This window comes from Cohnella yongneupensis, from assembly GCF_042655785.1.
Taxonomy (GTDB): Bacteria; Bacillota; Bacilli; order Paenibacillales; family Paenibacillaceae; genus Cohnella; species Cohnella yongneupensis.
Genome location: NZ_JBHSNC010000052.1, coordinates 17,744 through 37,435, shown reverse-complemented (window position 1 = coordinate 37,435; position 19,692 = coordinate 17,744). Strand labels below are relative to the sequence as shown.

The 19,692-nt window shown below is 54.0% G+C and carries 18 protein-coding genes; 2 read left to right on the top strand and 16 right to left on the bottom strand.

Annotated elements, in window-relative coordinates; genetic code table 11:
- Positions 1-19 precede the first annotated feature (19 nt).
- Together ACFPQ4_RS17620 and ACFPQ4_RS17615 are read right to left on the bottom strand one after the other, a co-directional pair.
- Complete coding sequence (locus ACFPQ4_RS17620) at positions 20-1,609, bottom strand: response regulator transcription factor (RefSeq protein WP_378113196.1); 1,590 nt, start codon at positions 1,607-1,609, stop codon at positions 20-22.
- Positions 1,602-3,338 carry a sensor histidine kinase gene (locus ACFPQ4_RS17615; protein ID WP_378113195.1) on the bottom strand — a complete coding sequence of 579 codons (1,737 nt, stop codon included), beginning with the start codon at positions 3,336-3,338 and terminating at the stop codon, positions 1,602-1,604. Before ACFPQ4_RS17615 ends, ACFPQ4_RS17620 begins: the two co-directional genes overlap by 8 nt.
- Positions 3,339-3,536: 198 nt before the next feature.
- On the opposite strand from ACFPQ4_RS17615, the gene ACFPQ4_RS17610 reads away from it, so the two are divergent.
- Complete coding sequence (locus tag ACFPQ4_RS17610; RefSeq protein ID WP_378113194.1) at positions 3,537-3,842, top strand: YtpI family protein; 306 nt, start codon at positions 3,537-3,539, stop codon at positions 3,840-3,842.
- Here ACFPQ4_RS17610 and ACFPQ4_RS17605 read toward each other — a convergent pair.
- The 4 genes from ACFPQ4_RS17605 to ACFPQ4_RS17590 all read right to left on the bottom strand — a co-directional run bounded on the left by ACFPQ4_RS17605 (position 3,839) and on the right by ACFPQ4_RS17590 (position 7,943).
- The gene (locus tag ACFPQ4_RS17605; protein WP_378113193.1) at positions 3,839-5,182 is read right to left on the bottom strand and encodes a DRTGG domain-containing protein; all 1,344 of its coding nucleotides are present in this window, start codon (positions 5,180-5,182) and stop codon (positions 3,839-3,841) included. The two genes, ACFPQ4_RS17610 and ACFPQ4_RS17605, sit on opposite strands and share 4 nt — an antisense overlap.
- Before the next feature lie 130 nt (positions 5,183-5,312).
- Positions 5,313-6,062: a hypothetical protein gene (locus ACFPQ4_RS17600; protein ID WP_378113192.1), complete on the bottom strand. Its 750-nt coding sequence runs from the start codon at positions 6,060-6,062 to the stop codon at positions 5,313-5,315.
- Between the two features lie 75 nt (positions 6,063-6,137).
- Positions 6,138-6,806: an ABC transporter ATP-binding protein gene (locus ACFPQ4_RS17595; RefSeq protein ID WP_378113191.1), complete on the bottom strand. Its 669-nt coding sequence runs from the start codon at positions 6,804-6,806 to the stop codon at positions 6,138-6,140.
- Positions 6,807-6,896: 90 nt separating this feature from the next.
- The gene (locus ACFPQ4_RS17590; protein ID WP_378113190.1) at positions 6,897-7,943 is read right to left on the bottom strand and encodes an ABC transporter transmembrane domain-containing protein; all 1,047 of its coding nucleotides are present in this window, start codon (positions 7,941-7,943) and stop codon (positions 6,897-6,899) included.
- 159 nt (positions 7,944-8,102) lie between these two features.
- Here ACFPQ4_RS17590 and ACFPQ4_RS17585 point away from each other — a divergent pair, with 159 nt between their 5' ends.
- A complete protein-coding gene (locus tag ACFPQ4_RS17585; protein ID WP_378113189.1) occupies positions 8,103-8,396 on the top strand; it encodes a DUF5658 family protein in 294 nt (97 codons plus the stop codon).
- 10 nt (positions 8,397-8,406) lie between these two features.
- Here ACFPQ4_RS17585 and ACFPQ4_RS17580 read toward each other — a convergent pair whose 3' ends face one another.
- The 10 genes from ACFPQ4_RS17580 to ACFPQ4_RS17535 all read right to left on the bottom strand — a co-directional run bounded on the left by ACFPQ4_RS17580 (position 8,407) and on the right by ACFPQ4_RS17535 (position 19,686).
- Positions 8,407-10,332, bottom strand: a complete 1,926-nt coding sequence (locus tag ACFPQ4_RS17580) for a hypothetical protein (RefSeq protein ID WP_378113188.1) — start codon at positions 10,330-10,332, stop codon at positions 8,407-8,409.
- 13 nt (positions 10,333-10,345) lie between these two features.
- A complete protein-coding gene (locus ACFPQ4_RS17575) occupies positions 10,346-10,978 on the bottom strand; it encodes a PulJ/GspJ family protein (protein ID WP_378113187.1) in 633 nt (210 codons plus the stop codon).
- A gap of 4 nt (positions 10,979-10,982) precedes the next feature.
- Positions 10,983-11,525 carry a type IV pilus modification PilV family protein gene (locus tag ACFPQ4_RS17570; RefSeq protein ID WP_378113186.1) on the bottom strand — a complete coding sequence of 181 codons (543 nt, stop codon included), beginning with the start codon at positions 11,523-11,525 and terminating at the stop codon, positions 10,983-10,985.
- Between the two features lie 17 nt (positions 11,526-11,542).
- Positions 11,543-14,323: a vWA domain-containing protein gene (locus tag ACFPQ4_RS17565; RefSeq protein WP_378113185.1), complete on the bottom strand. Its 2,781-nt coding sequence runs from the start codon at positions 14,321-14,323 to the stop codon at positions 11,543-11,545.
- Between the two features lie 108 nt (positions 14,324-14,431).
- Positions 14,432-15,499, bottom strand: coding sequence for a type IV pilus twitching motility protein PilT (locus tag ACFPQ4_RS17560; RefSeq protein WP_378113184.1), 1,068 nt, complete (start codon positions 15,497-15,499; stop codon positions 14,432-14,434).
- Between the two features lie 22 nt (positions 15,500-15,521).
- Positions 15,522-16,184, bottom strand: coding sequence for a hypothetical protein (locus tag ACFPQ4_RS17555; RefSeq protein ID WP_378113183.1), 663 nt, complete (start codon positions 16,182-16,184; stop codon positions 15,522-15,524).
- A 2-nt stretch (positions 16,185-16,186) separates the two neighbouring features.
- Entirely contained in the window at positions 16,187-16,798 is a 612-nt protein-coding gene (locus ACFPQ4_RS17550; RefSeq protein ID WP_378113182.1) for a hypothetical protein, read from the bottom strand.
- A gap of 4 nt (positions 16,799-16,802) precedes the next feature.
- A complete protein-coding gene (gene pilM, locus ACFPQ4_RS17545; protein ID WP_378113181.1) occupies positions 16,803-17,765 on the bottom strand; it encodes a type IV pilus biogenesis protein PilM in 963 nt (320 codons plus the stop codon).
- Positions 17,766-17,844: 79 nt separating this feature from the next.
- Positions 17,845-18,450 carry a prepilin-type N-terminal cleavage/methylation domain-containing protein gene (locus ACFPQ4_RS17540; protein ID WP_378113179.1) on the bottom strand — a complete coding sequence of 202 codons (606 nt, stop codon included), beginning with the start codon at positions 18,448-18,450 and terminating at the stop codon, positions 17,845-17,847.
- 24 nt (positions 18,451-18,474) lie between these two features.
- Positions 18,475-19,686, bottom strand: coding sequence for a type II secretion system F family protein (locus ACFPQ4_RS17535; RefSeq protein ID WP_378113178.1), 1,212 nt, complete (start codon positions 19,684-19,686; stop codon positions 18,475-18,477).
- Between the last annotated feature and the right edge of the window lie 6 nt (positions 19,687-19,692).

Genomic DNA, 19,692 nt, shown 5'->3' with positions numbered 1-19,692 from the left:
GGCCGGAGGCAATTAACCGCTATTTGTTGTACTTTTGCCGGTATTCCTTCGGTCCGATCCCGACCGATTTGCGGAACACCTTGGCGAAGTGCGAAAGGTTGACGTAACCGACGGTCTCCGCGATATCCGACACTTTGCGGTCCGTCTCCGCCAGCAACGCCTTGGACTTCTCCAAGCGGGCTTGCAGGATATAGTCCGACAAGGCAATGCCCGTTTCCTTCTTATACAACCTGGACAAGTACGCGGGATTCAAAAACACGTGCTTGGCGATATCTTCGCGCTTCAATTCATCTTCGGTAAGATTATCCATTACGTACTGGTTAATCTTATCGATGACCGCCCTCGTATCCGGCGTTTGATCGTGGTAGGCGTCAAACGCTTCTTCCACGACCTGGAGCGCCCACGCTTGAAGCTGCGCCATCGACCTTGCGCTCCCCTTGGACGCGCTCCCGGCGAACATGGGCAATCCTTTCCGGTGAAACGCCCTGTACAGCATATGCTTCACGGAAGTCGCGAGCACGTCCATCGTCTCAGTCGTCGCTTCCCGTTCCCGGAGAGCCTGCACGTTCTCCTCCAGCCGCTTCAGCAACTCTTGCTTGCGACCCGTCTCGAACAGAATAAGCCAATCGTCGACCGGCGCGTACGGAATCGCCTGGGTAGGCTTCTCGGACGACCGGGCGAGCGTAAACACCGCGTTCGTCTCCGCGACGTTGTCTTGCTCTTGCTCCAGCAACGTTCGATACATCTCGGGCAGCTTCGATAGCTCCGTCGATTCCCCTATATAACAAGAGATGCGACTATAAAAATATTCGTTCGCCGCAACGAGTAGTTCACGGCATCGGTTTCTCAGCGACTCAAGTCCCGTTGTGTCCGCCAATTCCGCATAAAGAATCGCCACGTTCACGCCGGCCTTGTCTTGAATGACGGCGCCTAAGCCGTCCGCCAACAAAATTTCCTCGGCCGAGTTGCGAATTGCGTATTCCATAATTTCCTCGTCCCGCGTGCCTAGCTCCTTGTTCCACTGCTCCACGCTAATAAGTACGGGGCGCACGGCCTGCCCCGCGTTGAGCGGCAGGTTATACAGGTGAATCGCCTCTTCGATTTTACCGGGAGCCGCGGAAATCCGCTGTCCGAGCAAGTCTTGCCAAAATCGCTCGACGAGCATCGGTTGATGCTGGATCCAACGGTCGTGATATTGACGGTACGTCTGCATGTAGGCTTCGGATTCCCGCTTCTCCTCGATCTCGTTCAATGCCCGGGAAATAATCGTCTTTAGCTCGTCGTAATCGATCGGCTTGACGATATATTCGTAGCTGCCCAGGTGGATTGCCTGTTGGGCGTAGTTGAAGTTGGCGTGTCCGGTCAAGAAGATCGTCTCCGCCTGAGGCTGCCTTTCGCGCGTCCATTCGAGCAGTTGGATTCCGCTGTCGCCGGGCATCTCGATGTCCGATATCAGGAGATCGACGCGCTCGCGTTCCATAAGCTCTTTGGCTTGCTTGGCGCTGTAAGCCTCGAATACGTTGGCGACGGGGAGATCCGTCCAATCGATTCCCTGTACGATGCCGGCGACCGAATACTTCTCGTCGTCCACGATGAGCAGGTTATACATGATGTTTGCCTCCTTCTGCGGCTTCCGGATCGAACGGCAGCGTTAACCGTACGATCGCGCCCTGGTTCTCGTCGTTCGAAAAATCGATTCGGGCCCGATCCCCGAAAGTGAGCCCCAGGCGATGAATGACGTTCCATATTCCGATATGGCTTCCGTCCGCTTCCTCCAGATAACGTCCCGAAGCAAGCTTGTCCAATTGCTCCTGCGGAAAGCCTTTCCCGTTATCGCCCACGGTGATGACGAACCGATCCGACTCGCCCGGCAGCCCTTGCGCATGGATGCGTACGACGAACCTATCGCCTTCCATGTTCATCCCGTGCACGATCGCGTTCTCGACGAAAGGTTGTACCGACAGCGCGGGAATCGGCGCCCCGCTCCACGGCTCCGGTATGTCGATCTCGTAATCCAGCATATCCGGATATCTCAGTTTTTGGATTTCCAAGTAGTTTTGGATGTGCTTCACTTCTTCGCCTACCGTAACGTGCGTCCGGCTCGTGCGAATCGTGAACTTGAAGTAATCCGCAAGATACAAAGACATCTTTTGCACGTTTTTGTAGAGCTTGAGCGTCGCCAGGTTGTAGATAATATGCAAGCTGTTCAAGTAAAAATGGGGATTGATCTGGACTTGCAAATGCTTAAGCTCCGCCTGCTTCACTAGCAATTCCTGCTCGTAAATCCCGATGCGCAGTTGTTTGATCTGATCGGCCATGTTGTTGTAGGTCGAGGCAAGGAACGATAGCTCTCTCGTGTTATCCTCCGCCAGACGGAAGCTCAGATCCCCTTGGATAATGCGCCTCATTCCCCTGATCAAATCGCGGAGCGGCGTGAACAGCACTCGCCTGAGCAACAGCACGTACAGGCTTAGCACGAGCGCGGCACCGATCGGAATAATCCATGCCGCGCGCAGGAAGAACGGAAGCTTCTGAAGCAAATTTTGCTCCGGCACGAGGACGATGACGCGAATATCCGATAGCTTCGACTTCGTGCCGACCGCAAGCATCGGTCCTTCCTTCTGGTCGAGAAGCAAATATCCATTCTCCAGCTTATCCAATCGCGGTCGGAGATAACTTAGTCCTTCGTCGGTTAACGAAGTAGCCGTCAACGGGTCGCCTTCGGCGTTCACGATCGTAACTTCTCCGCCCCCGCCCAGATTAAGCTGTTGGAACGGCGCGAGCAATTGCTTCAGATCGATCCAGGCGCCGATCCAAATATCGGGAGACGCTTGTACCGCCGTAACGAGTCCGTAGTCATCGCCGTTGCGCAATATCGTCCACCTAGAACCGATGCGGGAACCGTTGCCGTCGAGCCATGCGGCCAAATCGCCGAAGCGCTCGTAGTTTCCGTTGTTCACGGTTAAATCTTTGGAGCTTTTCGCGTAGACGAAAAACGTATCGATCGCGTTATAGAGGACGACGTCGTCCCGGAAACGGTTGATGATCCGAACCTTCCTTATTTGATACTCGCCGTCTTGGAACGCGTATAAGTTTAACGAAATCAGATCCGGATCGCTTCCGGCGCGCGTAAGCAAATATTTGCCCGTATCCTCGAGCACCTGGTCGACTTTGCTCTGAATGAACATATTGACGAGGTCGTTATTCGAAGAGGCTACTTTCTCGCGAACGACATGGATCGCATATATATTATTGTAGAAATGATAGGCTACGAGAGGGAGAAGCACCGCGAATATGCCGAGAATCAGCTTAAATTGCAGCGATTTGAGTACGTTCATAGTCTCGTTCCTTTGTGTGCGTGATGGTGTTACCATCGATTATCTCATCGCGCTCCCGATAGCGTCCACCCTGCAGCGTGTCTTTTTGAACGTTTTGGTGACCAAAAAAGCCGCGCTTCCTGATCCGAAGCGCGGCGCTGTTCGTATATGATACAATACTAGTCAAAACTCGGTTATCCCAAAGGAGTTAATCTCGCCATGCTAACGTTGAAATGGGTGCTAGCCATCCTCGTTATCGCCACCTCTTGCCTATCCGTCCTGAACAGCTTCAAGTCCAGGCAATCCAAAGACGGCAAGCAGCGCGGCTTGCATGCTTCCCGAATGAACATATACATGGGACTCATGCTCATCTTCCTGTCGATTCTCATGATGCTGTTGTTCACCGGGTCGAGCCTGCTGGTCGTCGTGTGCTTATTGTTCATGTTGCTCGGCATCTTTAACTTGTTCGCGGGCATGCGCAACCGTTCGTATTACAGCCGCTTGCAGCAAGAACAATCGCGTTAAGTCTGGTCGATCGTCTGCACGGTCAGCATCGCCTTGGCGATTGCGTCCCCGTCTTGCATCGTCTGCACTTCGACCTTCACGTGCCTGCGGCTCGCCTCGATAATGGTCGGCACGATCGTAACACTCGCGTCGATGGGCGCGGTCCGCAGGAAGTACGTCGTCATGTTGTCGAGCACGTGCTCCCGCTTCCCTAGATCGGCTACCGCCCGGCTTGCCGCCTGTTGCATAAGTGCGGTGAGCACGCCCTCGGAAATCGTGCCGAGCGGCCCCGACATTTGCGGCGTTGCTGGGCCGAGGTAATAGGCCCGTCCTTCCGAATCTCTCTGCTCCGTAAACCCCGCCCACATGAGCGCGTCGAACGTCTCGCCCAATTGAGCTGGCCGATTGGCGAATTGCATCGCCCGCAGCACTTCACCGCGGCTAATCGCGCCGACGAGCTTCCGCTGGCGATCCACGACGGGCAACAGCTCGATGCCCTCCGATACCATCTTGTGCGCAGCCGAAGCGACCGGCGTGCTAAGCGTAACCGTCATCGGACGACGGGTCATCAGCTTGTCCAACGGCTGATCGGGCTTCGAGCCGACGACGTCCTTGGCCGTAATCATGCCGACTACGCGATTCCACTCGTCCGTAACGGGAAACCTTCCGCTCCCCGTCTCCGCGCTTAGCTTCAGAAATTCCGCCACGTCCGCCGATTGCTTGAGCGCGCTTTGTCGCGAAGACTGCGCAATCAAATCCCCGATCATCATAATTTTCCGTTTAATCAATTGGTCGTACATCGCCCGGTTAATCATCGAGGCGACCGTGAACGTATCGTGCCGACAAGTCAATATCGGTAGCTGCCGCTCGTTAGCAAGCCGACGCACTTCTTCGCTCGTGCCGAAGCCACCTGTGACGAGCACGCCCGCGCCATGCTCTAGCGCCGTACGGTGCGCGTTCTCCCGGTTACCGACGATGAGCAGGCTGCCCGCGTCGATGTACGTCATCATCTCGTCCAGCTCCATCGCGCCGATGACGAATTTGTGCAACGTCTTCTCGAGGCCCTCTTCTCCGCCGAGCAAGCTGCCCTGCACGATGTCCAGCACTTCCGCGAACGTTAGCTGCTCGGGATTTCCGCGCCTTTTTTTATCGACTCTTACGGTTCCGATTCGTTCCTTCGTGTTCACGAAGCCGAGCTGTTCCGCTTCCTTAAGCGCGCGATAAGCAGTGCCGTCCGATACGCCCTTCTCCTTCGCCATTTGGCGAACGGACACTTTCGTGCCGATCGGAAGCGCCCGGATATATTGCAGCAGTTGCTCATGCTTCGTCGCTTCGGTCTGGCCTATTTCGTTACCGGACATATGTACCTCCCGCATCTCGTACGACTGTATACTATACCTTTGCTTATAACAGAAGGCTGCTTCGAGCGCAATCGCCGCCCGAAACAGCCTTCTTCCATTACCTTCGTTATGCCAACCGATCCGCCGAATATTAATGGAAGATCAAGTAAACCAAGTATAGCGCGATCCCGAATCCGCCGATCGATTGATAGATGTAAGGAAATACGCGGTCTCTGGTCACCTCATGCAGCGCCAGCGCTTGGATCACGAGCACGAGCAAGCTGACGACGAGCAGCAGCGCGCCGAGGAACGATGCCAGTTCCACCGAGATGAAGGCGATGATGCCGGAGACGAACAATCCTACGCCGAACATGAGCTGCGTGCCGCCGTAATACGTGGCCGCTTCGGTCCAAGTACGCTTGCGTCCGCCGATCCAGTTGCCGACGAGCGTGAACGCTACGCCCGCGAGCACGATGGCGCAAACCGCCACGATCAAGTATTCGCCGGACTTGAGCGAGCCGAACAGACTGAAGAACGGCGAGTCCCAAGCCGTCGTGATCGATGACAGCGCGCTGAACAATCCGTCGAGATCGCCGGCGTCGACGTCCGGCGTCGTCTCGTTCTTGAGCGCCCAGACGAAGAAGAAAAATCCGAGCACTCCGATCGCCGCGCCGATCACGCCGTAAATCCAATCTACGGCCGGCTGCAATCTTACGCTTGCCGTCGGATTTTTAAGCAACCCGATCAGCTTCTGAACGTCGATGTTCGCCAGCGGATTAGCTGCCGCCTGAGCGCCTCCCTGCGGTTGCTGCGGTGCCCCTGCTGCCGCGGTTTGGCTCTCGGCTTGCTGATGAACCTGTGCCTCGCTTGTATGGTCTAGGTTGGAATTTTGATCGGACATCACAATCCTCCTCCTAAGATCAACAATGGAATGATTTGCTATATACCGTCATTCGACGACATGGCACGAAATCCTTTAATTCTGCAGCTTTTTTAACTGATAGAACTCGCCTTTAAGCGCCATTAGCTCCTCGTACGTCCCGATCTCCACGCATTTGCCCATCTTCATGACGACGATGCGGTCGGCATCGCGAATCGTGGACAGCCTATGCGCGACGATGAACGTCGTGCGGCCCTTAATCAGCTTTTGCATCGCTTGCTGAACGTGATACTCCGACTCGTTGTCGAGCGCAGAAGTGGCTTCGTCGAGCAAAATAACTTTCGGATCGCGGATGAGCGCCCGGGCGATCGCGATACGCTGACGTTGGCCGCCGGATAATCGCCCGCCATGCTGGCCGATCGCCGACTCGAGCCCATCCGGCAATTGCGCGATCACGTCCTCGAGATGCGTCATCCGGATCACTTCCAGCAGCTTCTCCTCGCTGACCGTAGGCAACCCGTACGTGATGTTCTCGCGGATCGTGCCGGAGAAGAGCACCGTGCTCTGATGCACGACGGCCAAATGCTTGCGGTAAGAAGCCATGTCCAGCTCATCCATCGGAATGCCGTCGATAACGACTTGGCCTCCGTTCGGCTTGTTAAAGCCGATTACGAGATTCAGTACCGTGGACTTGCCCGCGCCTGACGCTCCGACGAGAGCGATGCTTTCTCCGGCTTTCACCTCCAGCGAAAAGTTCGACAGCACGTGACGATCGGAATTCGGATAGCCGAAGCGAACGTTCTGGAACGAAAATTGGCCGGTGACCGCATCGACTTTACGTTTGCCTTGATAAGCTTACACGTCTTTCGAAAGCAGGATCTCGGTGACGGAATAGATCGATTCGAATCCTTTGGCGATTTGCGGATAAACGGTTAAGAGCGAAGACACGGAGTTAAGAATCATGCTGAAAAACGATTGATAGAGCACAACGTCGCCTACCGGAATTTTGCCGCGGTAAGCTAGCCATACGGTGAACGCGAGACAGAACACTTGGAAAAGCTGGAACACGACCCAAGCTATCGATCCGAAGTAAGCTTCTACGATGTCCAGGCGATAGCCCTTCTTGCGCAAATGGTTAAGCGTATTGTCGATTTTGCTAATTTCCGTCTGTTCCAATCCATGCGCGCGCGTAACCGGCAGCATCCCGACCATCTCGGTCACTTGACCGGACATCGACTCGATCTGCGAACGGAATTCGGAGTTGGAGCGCCGGATTTTTTGCCGGAACACTCTAACGAGAACGAGCGCTGCGGGAATCGTAAGCACGAAGAAACCCATGACCGTCAGACTGCGGGACGACGTAATGATAATGGCTACGATGACGCTGATGATCGCCGGGAAGAACGACATCATGATCTGCTTGGACAGCGTCTCGATCGCTTCGACGTCACGAAGCACTTTGGTTTGCAGTTTACCTGCCGAAAGTTCTCCGTGTGCGGACATCGACAGGCGCTGAAGCTTGCGCACGAGCGTGCTCCGCAATCCCGCCTCGACGAACCGGATGGCCTTGCTCATATAACTGATATGCAGCACCTGGGTAGGGATATTCTGCGCGATGACGACGATGAGCACGATAATGTTGATCCAGAGACTTCTCGTGCTGTATTGATCCGGCTTAGAGGCCAAGTTAATGAGATTCGCCGTTACGATCGGAAGCACGTATACGGGGGAATGTTTGAACAAGAAGAAAAAGATAGACAGCAGTAGCTTGTTCCAGTGCTGGCGGTAGAGCTGGAATAACAATCTAGAAGGTCGGCGGTCGGTTAACGAATCGTCGTTCAGCAGCTCTTCTAACCCGTACGAAGGGGCTTCTTTCCTATCGGCTGTTGCTGCGGATTGCAAAATGCTCTCTCCTCTAAACGCGCGTTTATGAACCATTTTCGTTCATTTGCCCATTCTTGTAAACCCCTATCGATGCCCTTGAATAAACTTCTAAGAATCCGCCGAAAATAATAGGCATACACATGCTATCAAACGATAGAAAGCGGGAGAATGGTGCGCATGCGACTGTTCCTCATTATGTTTATTACGGTTGCCGGCGGGTTAGACGCTTGGTTGACGCAATACGGCGTTCGCCGCGGCCTCATAGAAGAAGCCAATCCATGGATGGATTGGCTGTTCGGACGAAGCGAGTTCTTGTTCTTCTTATTGAAAATAGGATTGCCGCTCGCGCTGTTGGCGATCGTGCCGAAGCGGTTATCGATGCCTTTGCGAGGGGCGCTAGCTTTGGCATGCGTCACCTATCTGTTCGTGATGGCGGTTCATGGCTATTGGATAACCGAATTGCTGATCTAGCGCAAATCGACTAATTGATGAGTCTCTTTACGTAGATGTTCAGCGTATCGGTCGTTGGAATGCTATCCGGTGGAGCATTGTACAACGAATCGTCGTATTTAACGATTAGATTAGACTGATCCACGGTCAATTTCTCTTGATCGAAAGTGAATGCGAATGCCGTCTCTTCCGTCTCGTCTGGCGCAGTATACGTATGCATAGTCACGTCTACCGGCGGATTGTCTTCATCTTCTCCGACCGCGTTCAATGTAACCATATTGCCGTGAAGGCCCCCCAATATATTCATCTTATTCTTTACGCCGTACAGATTCATTTCCTCCAACTCCGAATACAGGAAAGCGTGTATGCGCTGGTCCCCCGTACGGTTATCGGAGAAATCGAACTTGCCGGATGCGATGACGATGAGAGGCTGATCCGTTGCGGCGTTGATCGAATCGACTTCCTTCAGCTCGACTCCCCCGTTTACGTAGATCGTCCCATTGATATTGACTTCCCCAATAATTTTCAGACTGCCGAGCACGTACATATTGCCAGTCATTTCGAATCCATCATTGAGTACGACATCCCCGACTATGACCGCTTGTTGCCCCTGCGCGAGTGTCAATTTGCCGGACAGGTCGGCAGCGACGAGAAAGTCATCCTCCGGATGGATGATGTATAGCGAACCGGAATTCATCGTAATTTGCGCGGACGGCTTGGAGGCGAACACGCCTCCGGCAACGACTAGATCGTCTTTCCGAGCATCCAAATCTCCAACATCCAAAATTCCATCGATGGTCGTCCACTGGTCGACGATTTTTTGATTTCCAGGTAGTGAAGGACGTGCGGCGTTGTTTCCAAGATATAAACCATCCAAAGATTCGGCACTTCCGGAGAGAGAATCGTAACGGCTCAAAAACTGTTCAAGTCGTTCTGGATGATCTGTATCAACCAACTGACCCGCGTAATGCCCGACGTAGTCACTTACGGGTATCGTTTCATCCGCCGTCAATGTACGGTCTTCGAACGGATATGCTTTGGAAAAGTATTCGCTCGACCAAGTTTCCTTGTGACTGCCTTCGACGCGACGGTCCTCATAGCCTCCCTTGGTAAAGACGAAGCCTTTGAGCGCAGGCAGGTTCGTCTCTTTGCCATACAAGGAGCCCGGCATGCCACTGAACAGCGCTTCATCGGAATAAATCAGCTTTCCTCTGCTGAGCACGCCTCCGTCGAGCGCTTCTCCGACGTACACGTCTCCGACGATATAAGAAAACCCGTTTAACTTCAAATCCAAGCCGGAAGATACCGGATAGCGGAACACCGGATTAATCGTGCTGACGTACACTTCCATCTGTTTCGTGACGGAGCGCTTCGGTCCGTTACCGGGAATGGTGCCTTTAGACGTTACGACGAGCTTCATTACGTAGGGTTGTAGTGGGTAGGGGAGCTTTTCGATTTCCGATGGATCGGTTACCGACAGATCGGGCGACCTGACCTTTTCCCATTCTATATGGATCTGATAGGTTCCTTTCTCGGCTGCCACTGAAAGGTTGCCCGGAACGCTTGGAATACCCAATGGATCTCCCCATGGATCTGGCAACGCTCTGAATTCATCATTCATCGCATTGATCCGTGCGATTACAGCACCTATCGTACCACCTGTCGTCGAGACGGTCCCGTTGGCCTGATTTACCGCATCCTTAATGAGCGATAACGTCTCGTCGAGACCTTTTTGCGCGAGCGATTCCGCTTGCACGCCAGACTCGGAGGCGGCAACCTGGATGTTCGAGTTCTTCAAAACGTCGAGCAACACTAGTCCCATCATCGTCATGACGATGACGGTCAGCATAGCGAGAATCAAGGCGGCGCCACGCTCCGAGCCGAGCATGCGACGGGCGGAGGGGTTCGATACCGTCTGCCTTTCGCCGGCTTCGCGGGTTGGTTGTTGCATGCTCATCTCCCCCTCTCCTCTACTGCGACCGAAACAACGGTATGCGCGTCTGGATTTCGTATTTCGGGTTTTCAAGCTTCGATGCGACCGTCACGCCCGGCTTCTCGTTCTCGTACATCAGCTTCACGTTCACCATCCGGTCGTTCAACGCGGTTAGCTGCGACAACGGCGACTCGACTGCGGTCGCGGCAACGCGCAGAGACAACGGAGAAGTCATATCGAACCTTCTGACCAGATGATTGTCTCCATCATAGACTCCTATACCGTACAGCGGATGCCCGTCCAATAACTCGAATGGCTCGATCCGCATCTTATAAGTGTTCACGTACGTCTCGGGGTCGTAGGTCGACTCGTTGACTTTAGCCCATTTGACGAACGTGATCTCTTTGTCGGAAGCGCCTTGCGTGACATAGATCGCGTCTTTCAGCTCAGAAATGACTTGGCTGATGACGACGTCGCCTTGATTGCGAATTTGCGTCTCGGCCAAGATGCGCTTGTGCATGGAGATGCCCATGAACAAGAACGCGTATAACACCATGGCGAGCATGGACAGAATGACCAGCGCTGATAATACTTCGATCATAGTCATCCCGCGATCGTTCCGATCTTGACCGGACTTGAGCAGCTCATCCTCGGCTAGGTTCGTTGCCATGCGCTTAATCCCCCTGATTGACCACATAGCTGTCGATGGTCGTAGATTTGGTCGCTGCCGGGGAAGCGCCTGCCGGGACGTCCCAATAGACCGTAATGGACATGGGCACGAGATACTGTTCCGGCTCTTTGTTCATGAGCGCATCAAGCTGCGCCGTGCGAGCGTTGTCCGTCCTTTTATCCAAGCTAACAATGAAGTTATAGTTCGTTCCGTTCACGTTTGACGGCGCCAGCCAGTCTACTTCATTTAGCGATAATGGAAGATCGCTCTGTTCTTTGAATACGTAAGGGGAAGCGCTCAAGTCTTGCAGCTTGGCATAGTTCGCCGGATCCTTCATTTCGTCCCGTATTTCCGCCGCCTTCAGCCGCGCCAGGTTGGCCGCGATAATTTTGCGACTCTGATCGGCCGATTTGTCGAGCCCCGAAGTGAAGTACCCCATGAGGGAGACGCTAATAATCGATAGAATCATGACGGCGCCCAATATCTCGATTAGCGTAATGCCAGATTCGTTGTCGCGCCATCCGCGCCATCTATCCCGTAGCTTCATGGGGCCTACTTCCCTTCTTAGTACCTTTGTTGGTTGTACTTAATTTTGATGAGCTTATAAGGGGTGACAAATGTATTCCCATTCGTATCTGTCAGCATGACGAAGACGTAGTTGTTGCCCTCGCTCTTCACTCGAAACTTCTTGGCGCCGAGATTCGTACTCACGTTGCTCGGCTGAGGTGCCGTGCTATTGGACTGAATCTTGTAATCCAATCGCGTGACCTTGATCGGATAGCCAATGCTATCCGTACTCAGTCCGTTCGTCTGCGTTCTGTCGAGCATCGTAAACGGCTTGCCCGCAACGATGACTTCGTCGAATTCGACCCATGCGATGACCGGGGTCGTCGAAGTCTTTCTCGGGTCATAATCGGTCTTGATCGATCCGGAAGGTCCCGGATTAATTAAATAGTATTGCTCCGCCCACGTGACGTCGTCGTCTCCATTCGTGACTTTAGTAATTATTTGGTGCCAGCCCGTCGTCAGAGTGATCGTATACGATGTATTAGAAGGCATCGTCTTGCCCGATCCCGTGAAGTCGTCGCCTTTTGTCTTCGTGCAGGATGCGTACTTCGGATTGCAGTCCAAGTACACTTCTGCGACCTTGATGTAGCTGTCAGGATCGGAAACCGTAACATTAATAACTTTGGAAGCCATCTTCGTAGTTGGCGGCGCTTCCAGCGTCGCGAGTGGAGGCGTGTCGTCCATCGGCCAGAAGTCGATCAACTTCTCCTTATACCAGCCTACACCGTCCGTAAGCCGAAACTTGTATATTTTGTTCTTGGCGTCGGCCGTCGCGATGTTGAACGACTCGTTCTCGTATCGCTTCGGTTGACTCGTCGCGCTTCCGTTCTTGTATTGCTGGACGTAATCCTTGTTGTTCGACTGCGTCAACCCGCTGCCGTTCGGCGCGTCGCTGAACAGTCCGAGCGTATAAACGTATTGTCCGTATGTCTGCGAGAAAGCGGTGGCCAACGGAATTTCATTCGGAGGATCGATGTCCAACTTGATCGCCTGCGACTTGGTCGCGCCTCCGATCCAATTGTTCGGATCACCGGTAATGGCGGCCGTCGCCCCTCGCACGTACACGGTATAAGAACCCGACTGCGAGATAGGTCCTGTGTTCCAAGAGGTGCCGCCCGTATTGATTTGATACTGGAAGCCCGCAATGTAATTCGCGTAGAAATCTTCGTTCACTTTCGTCACGCTGGCGGTCGAGTTGGTGCTGCCCTTCTTGACTGCGACGGTATCCAGATTGCTTTGCACGCTGGATGACGACGACGAATACGAAGCCGTGTAGGTCGCCGGGCCTTTCTTCCAGTTCGAATCCGAGATCGTCGCATTGTTAGCGTCCTTGATCGTGAGGTTGCTCGGAGCCTTCGGCGTCAGGTCGATATTCGCTTCGCCCTTATTGCTCGTTCCATTGCTATATTCGATATGCACCTGTGAATGGTTGGTCGTGTCGTTCTTGAATAGCGTGGTGGCATTAAAGTTCACCGGTTCATAGCTGCCTAAGGTGCTCGGCTTCGAGAACTTCCATTGCGGGCTGTTGAAATCACCCAGTTTATACCTGGTCACATCATCGAATCGATTCAACTCATACACGTTGCCCCACCTGTCCGTCACGGTCGGCGTATTCAGTACCGTAATCGTCTTGTTGATCGGAATGAGCGTGCTGTCATCGGACTTGCACGCGTTGAAGTAATCGAGATCCGCGTTGGATAACGTCCAACTGCCGCTTGTCGCCGTCTGCTTGATCGCGATCGGCACGCTGATCGAACTGACCGTGTAGGGGTATGGAATATCGTCAAGCTTGATGCTAAGCTTACCGTCGACCAGCGTTACGTTCGGATTCGAATTGTTCGCCAGTACGAAGCCGGCCGGTAGGTCCATCGTAAGCGTAACGTTGGTAATCGTGGATTCTTTGGCTATAATCTGCTGGATTTGCGTAAAGACGCTCGTCAGTTGGGATGCATCCGTCGCGTTGTACTTCTGGCCGCCCGACGTCGTCGAGATCGACACGAGCAGATCGTGGTCGACGCCGGACGGTCCGAGCGCGATCGTATAGGCCCGAATGCCGAACGTGCCATCTGCATTTTTAAGCTTGCCTGCAGAGGTCAAAGCTTCTTGGCGAGCTTTCGTCTCGTTCGCCGGATTGTAGTATCTCGCCGAGCCGTCCGTCACGAGTACGATGAAGGAGTTCGGCTTGAATTTGCCGGTGGAGTCCGTGAGCATCGTGCGCGCCATATCGATGCCGGCGCTGATCAGCGTACTGCCGTTCGCTTGGATATTGCTAATGCTCGTCTTCAAATTAGTTGCGTTCGCGGTAGTAGACACATCGACGAGACCGCTCACAGCAGTCGCTTTATCCTTGTTGTCGCTGAACGTGACGATGCCGACTTGATCGTGATAAGGCTGACCGCTGCCGTCCTTCAGCTTGTTCAGGCTGTCGACGAGCGATTTGGCCGAATCCTGCAACACAATTAGACGAGACTTTTCGTTCCGACCCGGATTCGAATCCGAGTTCATCCCCCACGCCATACTCTGCGACTGGTCAAGCACGAGTACGAGATTGACCGGCGCGCGCGGCTTCGTCTCCGTATAGCTGCCGCCGGGATAAATCGAGAAGTTGAGATTGATCGCTTCGCGCAAATCGACCTCCGTCGGGTTGTTCGGACTGATGGACACGCTGCCGGTCAATTGTAGACAGTTCGGACCGGTCGCCGCCTGCGCCGAGACGAGGGGAACCGTCAACAGCACGACCATCGCAAGCCAGACGATACGCCGCCATTTTTTGTTCATTTTTGTTCCTCCGCTCTTGTACCTTGTATTGGCTATGCCCTGATCTTAGGGTCTTGTTGTCGTCGTTATCGAAAAGCGCCTATAAAGGGATTGCCGCCGGCAAGCGGACTACGCCTCGCCGACGGTCATGTCGTACTCTTTCATCGCGTCCTTGTGCACCGTTCCCGATGCGATCCATTCCTGGATGCTGGCCGCCATCGACTGCATGCCGAGCTGGCGATTCGTCTGAATGACCGATTTGATTTGATAAATTTTTTCTTGCCGAATGAGGTTAGCGACAGCCGGCGTATTGAGTAGCACTTCCAGCGCCATCACTCTTCCCGTGCCATCCTTCCTCGGAATAAGCCTTTGGGAGAAAACGCCTATGAGCACGGACGCGAGCTGCACGCGGATTTGACCCTGCTGATCGGTCGGGAATACGTCGATGATCCGGTCGATCGTCTGCGGCGCATCGGGCGTATGGAGCGTGCCGAATACCAAATGTCCGGTTTCCGCGGCCGTGATGGCCGTGCGGATCGTCTCCAAATCGCGCATCTCGCCGACGAGAATGACGTCCGGATCTTGTCGCAACGCGGCGCGGAGCCCGTTGCCAAAGCTTAGCGTATCCGTCCCGATTTCTCGTTGCACGACAAGGCATTGCTTGCTCGTGTGCATGTACTCGATCGGATCTTCCAGCGTAATAATGTGTTTGTTGTACTGCTCGTTGATTTCGTTAATCATCGCGGCAAGCGTCGTCGACTTGCCGCTGCCGGTCGGTCCCGTGACGAGCACGAGGCCGCGCTGCTTGGCGACGAAAGCCTTGGCGACGGCGGGCAAATTCAACTTCTCGAGCGTAGGGATGACCGTCATCAGCAACCGGAACGCGAGGTTAATCACTTTGCGCTGGCGGAATACGTTCACCCTGAACCGGCACAGTCCTTCTATCTCGTAGGACAAGTCGACTTCGCCGGATTCCCCAAGCTTGTCCAGTTGCTCTTCGCTGAGGAGCGATTCCGCTATCCACTGCGTGTCTTGAGCGGTAAGAATGCGCTCGCTTGCCGGCGACAGGCTCCCGTGAAGCCGCATCAGCGGTACCGTGCCTGCATTGATGTGCAGATCCGACGCTTTGGCTTCATAGGCGTGCCGGAGCAAATCGTCGACCGATAAGGCCCGCTCAGCCGTCTCGTGTATCGTCATGGCTTATCGCCTCCCCTGCTCATCAATAGAATGGCGTCGTTTTGCCGTCCGCTGGCGAGTAATCCAATCTAGACGGTTGTTGCAGATTGACTAACGTAGGCGAAAAATAAGCTTCCAGCGCGACGTTCGCGACGATCAATTCATGCGTAGCGTTCAATTGAACGAATTTGCCTTCGGTGCGGTTGAAGGACAGCTTATTCACGCGATACACTCTATCGAGCGATTCCAGCTCCTTGAAGAGCGCATCGATCTGCCCGTATTCGCCAACGAAGCTCGTTTCGATTTTAACGGTTTGAACGATGCTCGCCGCCGCATCGCTATTCGCATCGTTATCCGCTGCCGCGGATGCCGGCGCTCCGGCGGAAATATTGTACTGCTTCATGTTCATGCCGCTGACGACTTCCAACCTGCGCATATCCCGTATGACGTTGTCCTCGTAGGGTGCTTCGGGTACCGCTCGTCTTGCGATATCCAGCGCGATCCGATCGGAGCCGGACAGCTTGGCCTGGGTTTCTTGCGCCTTCTCCAAAGCGTCAATCTCTTGATTCGTGCCGGCAAGCTCCTGCTTCGCGTCGTCGATGTCCTTGCGAAGCGGCTGCACGAGGTAGATGTATGCGACGATGAGCAACAACAAAAAGACGATAATCGCATAGATCTGCCCTTTAAGGCTGCGAAGCTCCTGCATGGTCACTGACCTCCCTTGTCTAAGTTCGTATATTGCAGATCAAAGGAAGTCTGGTAGATCGGGAGAGAACCCGGCTGAACGGCCGACGCGTCTTGCGCCGCCTCAGGCGTAGTCTCCATATTGTTGATCGCGGCCATGTTGACGATAGCGAAATGGTCGGACTTCGCTACGGATTGTCGGAACGTAATGATCGCTTCGGTCGTAGAGAACCGGGCAGACAGCTTATAATGGCCGTCACTGCTCATTTCGAGCTGCGTAATGTTCGCGTAGAGGGGGAGCAACTCCGTCAACTCTGCCATCACCTGCGTCGTCGGCGGCACCGCTTCGCGAAGCGACTTCGGCTGCGCAAGCGTAGCCTTGATCGAGCCGCTTGCCGGCCTCGCGGTCATGCTTTCCTGAAGCTTGCTCGCGCTCTCGTTCGCTTGTTCCAGCGCCAGCTTCGCGTCGGCTAACCGGCTATGCGAGTCGTACCAGAGCCAGCCGAGCGCTAAGGAAGCGCCAAGGGCGACGGTAAGCAACGCGATCGGTAAAGCAGGGATGTTGCGCTGCGTCTCTTGTCTGGGTATCAAATTGATATTGATTGCCATAGGGTGATTCGAATAGGCGGGCTTCATCGTCTTAAGCACCTCTCAACGCTAACCCGATCGGTACAGCGTAGGATTGAATCACATCGTTCGGCTCCATGAACCATTGGTCCATCGGAATCGTATAGACGGAGCCGTCGAACACTTCGTTGATTTTGGCAGGCATATTCTCTACCCAATCCGATGCGCCCAGCACGTAAATCTCTTTAATCTTTTCTTGCGTTGCCGAGATCGTATAAGTGAAGTAATAGAGGATCCGGCTTAATTCGGTTGCCGCTCCGGCATAGGCGTCCATTGCGCTCAGCTCGGCGACGGTATGCAGGAATACCGGCACGCCATCCACGAAAATACTGAATTCTAGGTGGCCGTTCTCCGCGTTCAAGACGATGATGCGATCGGACAACGGTTGATTGATCTGCCCCGCGTAAGCAAGCAACAAACGTAGCGAGGCGAACGGCGCCAATTCGATCGTCGCGGGCTTCATCCCGGCTTGCTCGACGACTCGCACATAGCTTTCCACTACGTTCGACGGGCTTGCGATAATAAGAACTTCCTCTTGCTTGCGGCCCTTCGACTTCGGCTGTTGCGCTGCAGCGGCTACCTCTTCGTTAACTGCCGGGCCGAGCCTCAAGTAATCGAATACCGGCTCCTTGAACGGCATGGTCGTGCCGCTGTTCAGCTCGACGTCGATCATGTTGCGCAGCTCCTTGTCGTTCATGACCGGGAACACCGACTTGCGGAGCACCGTGCTAGACGTCGGTATGGACAGATGCACCTTGGCGCCCTGCAGACCGAGCCGCGCGGCGACGAACCGCAGCTTGCCGGCGACGGCATCCTCGTCTAGTATTCTGCCGTCCCGCACCGAGCTGAGAATAAGAGGCTCGCTGTGATGCAGCTTTAGCTTCACGCCTCTGGACGTCGCGGCCAAGTTAATGATGCGCAATTCCTCATCCGTGATCTGGAGGCCGTAACCGCCTTTAGGTTTGTTGCCGAACATGGGGGTGAACCTCCCTTAGGGTCAGGCTGTATGGTAGGGGTGCACATCCCGCCCAAATGGGCGGGATGTGTCTGGGTTATTACAATAGAGTTGTCCCTGTTGGAATTGCGATCGTAGCTGGAGTTCCGATCTTGATGCTTTGTTCGGTTATTGCGGTTGTATCGGACCCGTATCCAGTAATATAGGCTCCGACTGAAGAAGCATTGGAATCATCCGTTGCAAGCGTGATCGCATAACTATACTTTTCACCTGTTTTTGTAATGAATACGAATGATTGAGGATCATATGTTGCTCCCTTAACAGATGGGTTCAACGGGATATCTTCTAAAAATCCGTCAGTGTTTAACTTTGCTAAAGAAACTCTGATAGGTGCAGTTGGTTGTGCATTTATTGAATAGTATCTTGCAGCATCGATAATAAGTAGCGCATTAGCCTCATGCGTCTTCGTTTTCGTGCTGTTAATGATGCCGCCGATCGCCGGAATCGCAATCGCGGAAATAATCGCCAGGATAACGATTACCGCGAGCAACTCGATCAATGTCAGCCCATTTTGATTCCCCAGAATCCCCTTGCGTTTCTTAAACAACTCTTTCATTTCCGGCTTCCCTCCCGATTGTTCTTCTCTATTCGTTCCGATGTGTTGCACTCTGCTAACCTCCTCTACTTTTTTCAACTTGCTTTTCACCCCCCCTCAAGCTCCCGAATCCGATCACTTCAAGAAGTTCTGATACATCGTGAACATAGGCGTAATGACCGCCGCTACGATAACGCCGACGACGACCGAGACGAGCAGCAGCATGAGCGGCTCCACGACCGCCTTCAGCTGGTCTACGCTACGGTCGACGTCCTCCTCGTAGAAGTCGGCCACCTTGCCGAGCATTTTGTCCAATTGCCCGGTCTCTTCTCCCACGATGATCATTTGGATGACCATGCTCGGGAACTGCTTGCTCTGGGCGAACGGCTCGGACAGCTGCCGCCCCTGCTGCAAACTCGATCTGGAGTTGTCCAACACTTGCGCCAACACGCGGTTGCCGACAACGCGGCTCGTAATTTCGAGCGACTGCAGCACGTTGACGCCGCTCGTGTATAGCGATGACATCGTGCGCGCCATTCTGGCGATCGCGGATTTTTTGAATACGATTCCGAAGATCGGGATGCTGAATTTGAGCTTGTCCACGTAAAACTTGCCCTTCTCGTTGTTGGTAAGCGCCTTGATAAGAAGCACTAGTCCGACGACGATGATAAGGAGGAGCCACCATTGGCCTAACACAAAGTCGCTTGCGCCCATAATAATCCGCGTAATCAACGGCAGCTTCTCGCCCTGATCCTCGAACATGCTCACGAACGTCGGAACGATTTTGACCAATAGGAAAATAACGACGCCGATCGCGATTATCGTCAGGATGATCGGATACGTCATCGCCGACTTCACCTTGGCGATCGTCTTGTGCTCCTTCTCGTAATGCTCGGCCATCCGGTCGAGCACTTCGTCCAAGTGGCCGCCCGCTTCCCCGGACTCGATCATGTTAATGAACATTTCCGGGAACACCTTCGGATGAGCCGCCATTGCCTTGGACAGCTGAAAGCCGGAGCGCACGTTCTCCAGCACGTCCTCTAGCGACTGCTTCAGCTTTTTCGAGCGCGTCTGCTCGGCCAAAATCTCGACCGTACGATCGATCTGGATGCCCGCTCGGACAAGCGTCGCGAACTGCCTGCAGAACGAGACGAAATCCTCCATTTTGACGGCTCTGCCGAAATTCAGGTCGTTGCTCCATACCGACGCGTCCTTCTCCATCACGCTGCGGATCGCATACCCTCGCATCTTGAGCTCCTGAATGGCCGTCTGCTTGTTCGTCGCCCGGTGCTGTCCCTTGATTCTTTTGCCATTATCGTTAACCGCTTCATACACGAAATTAGGCATGTCCTT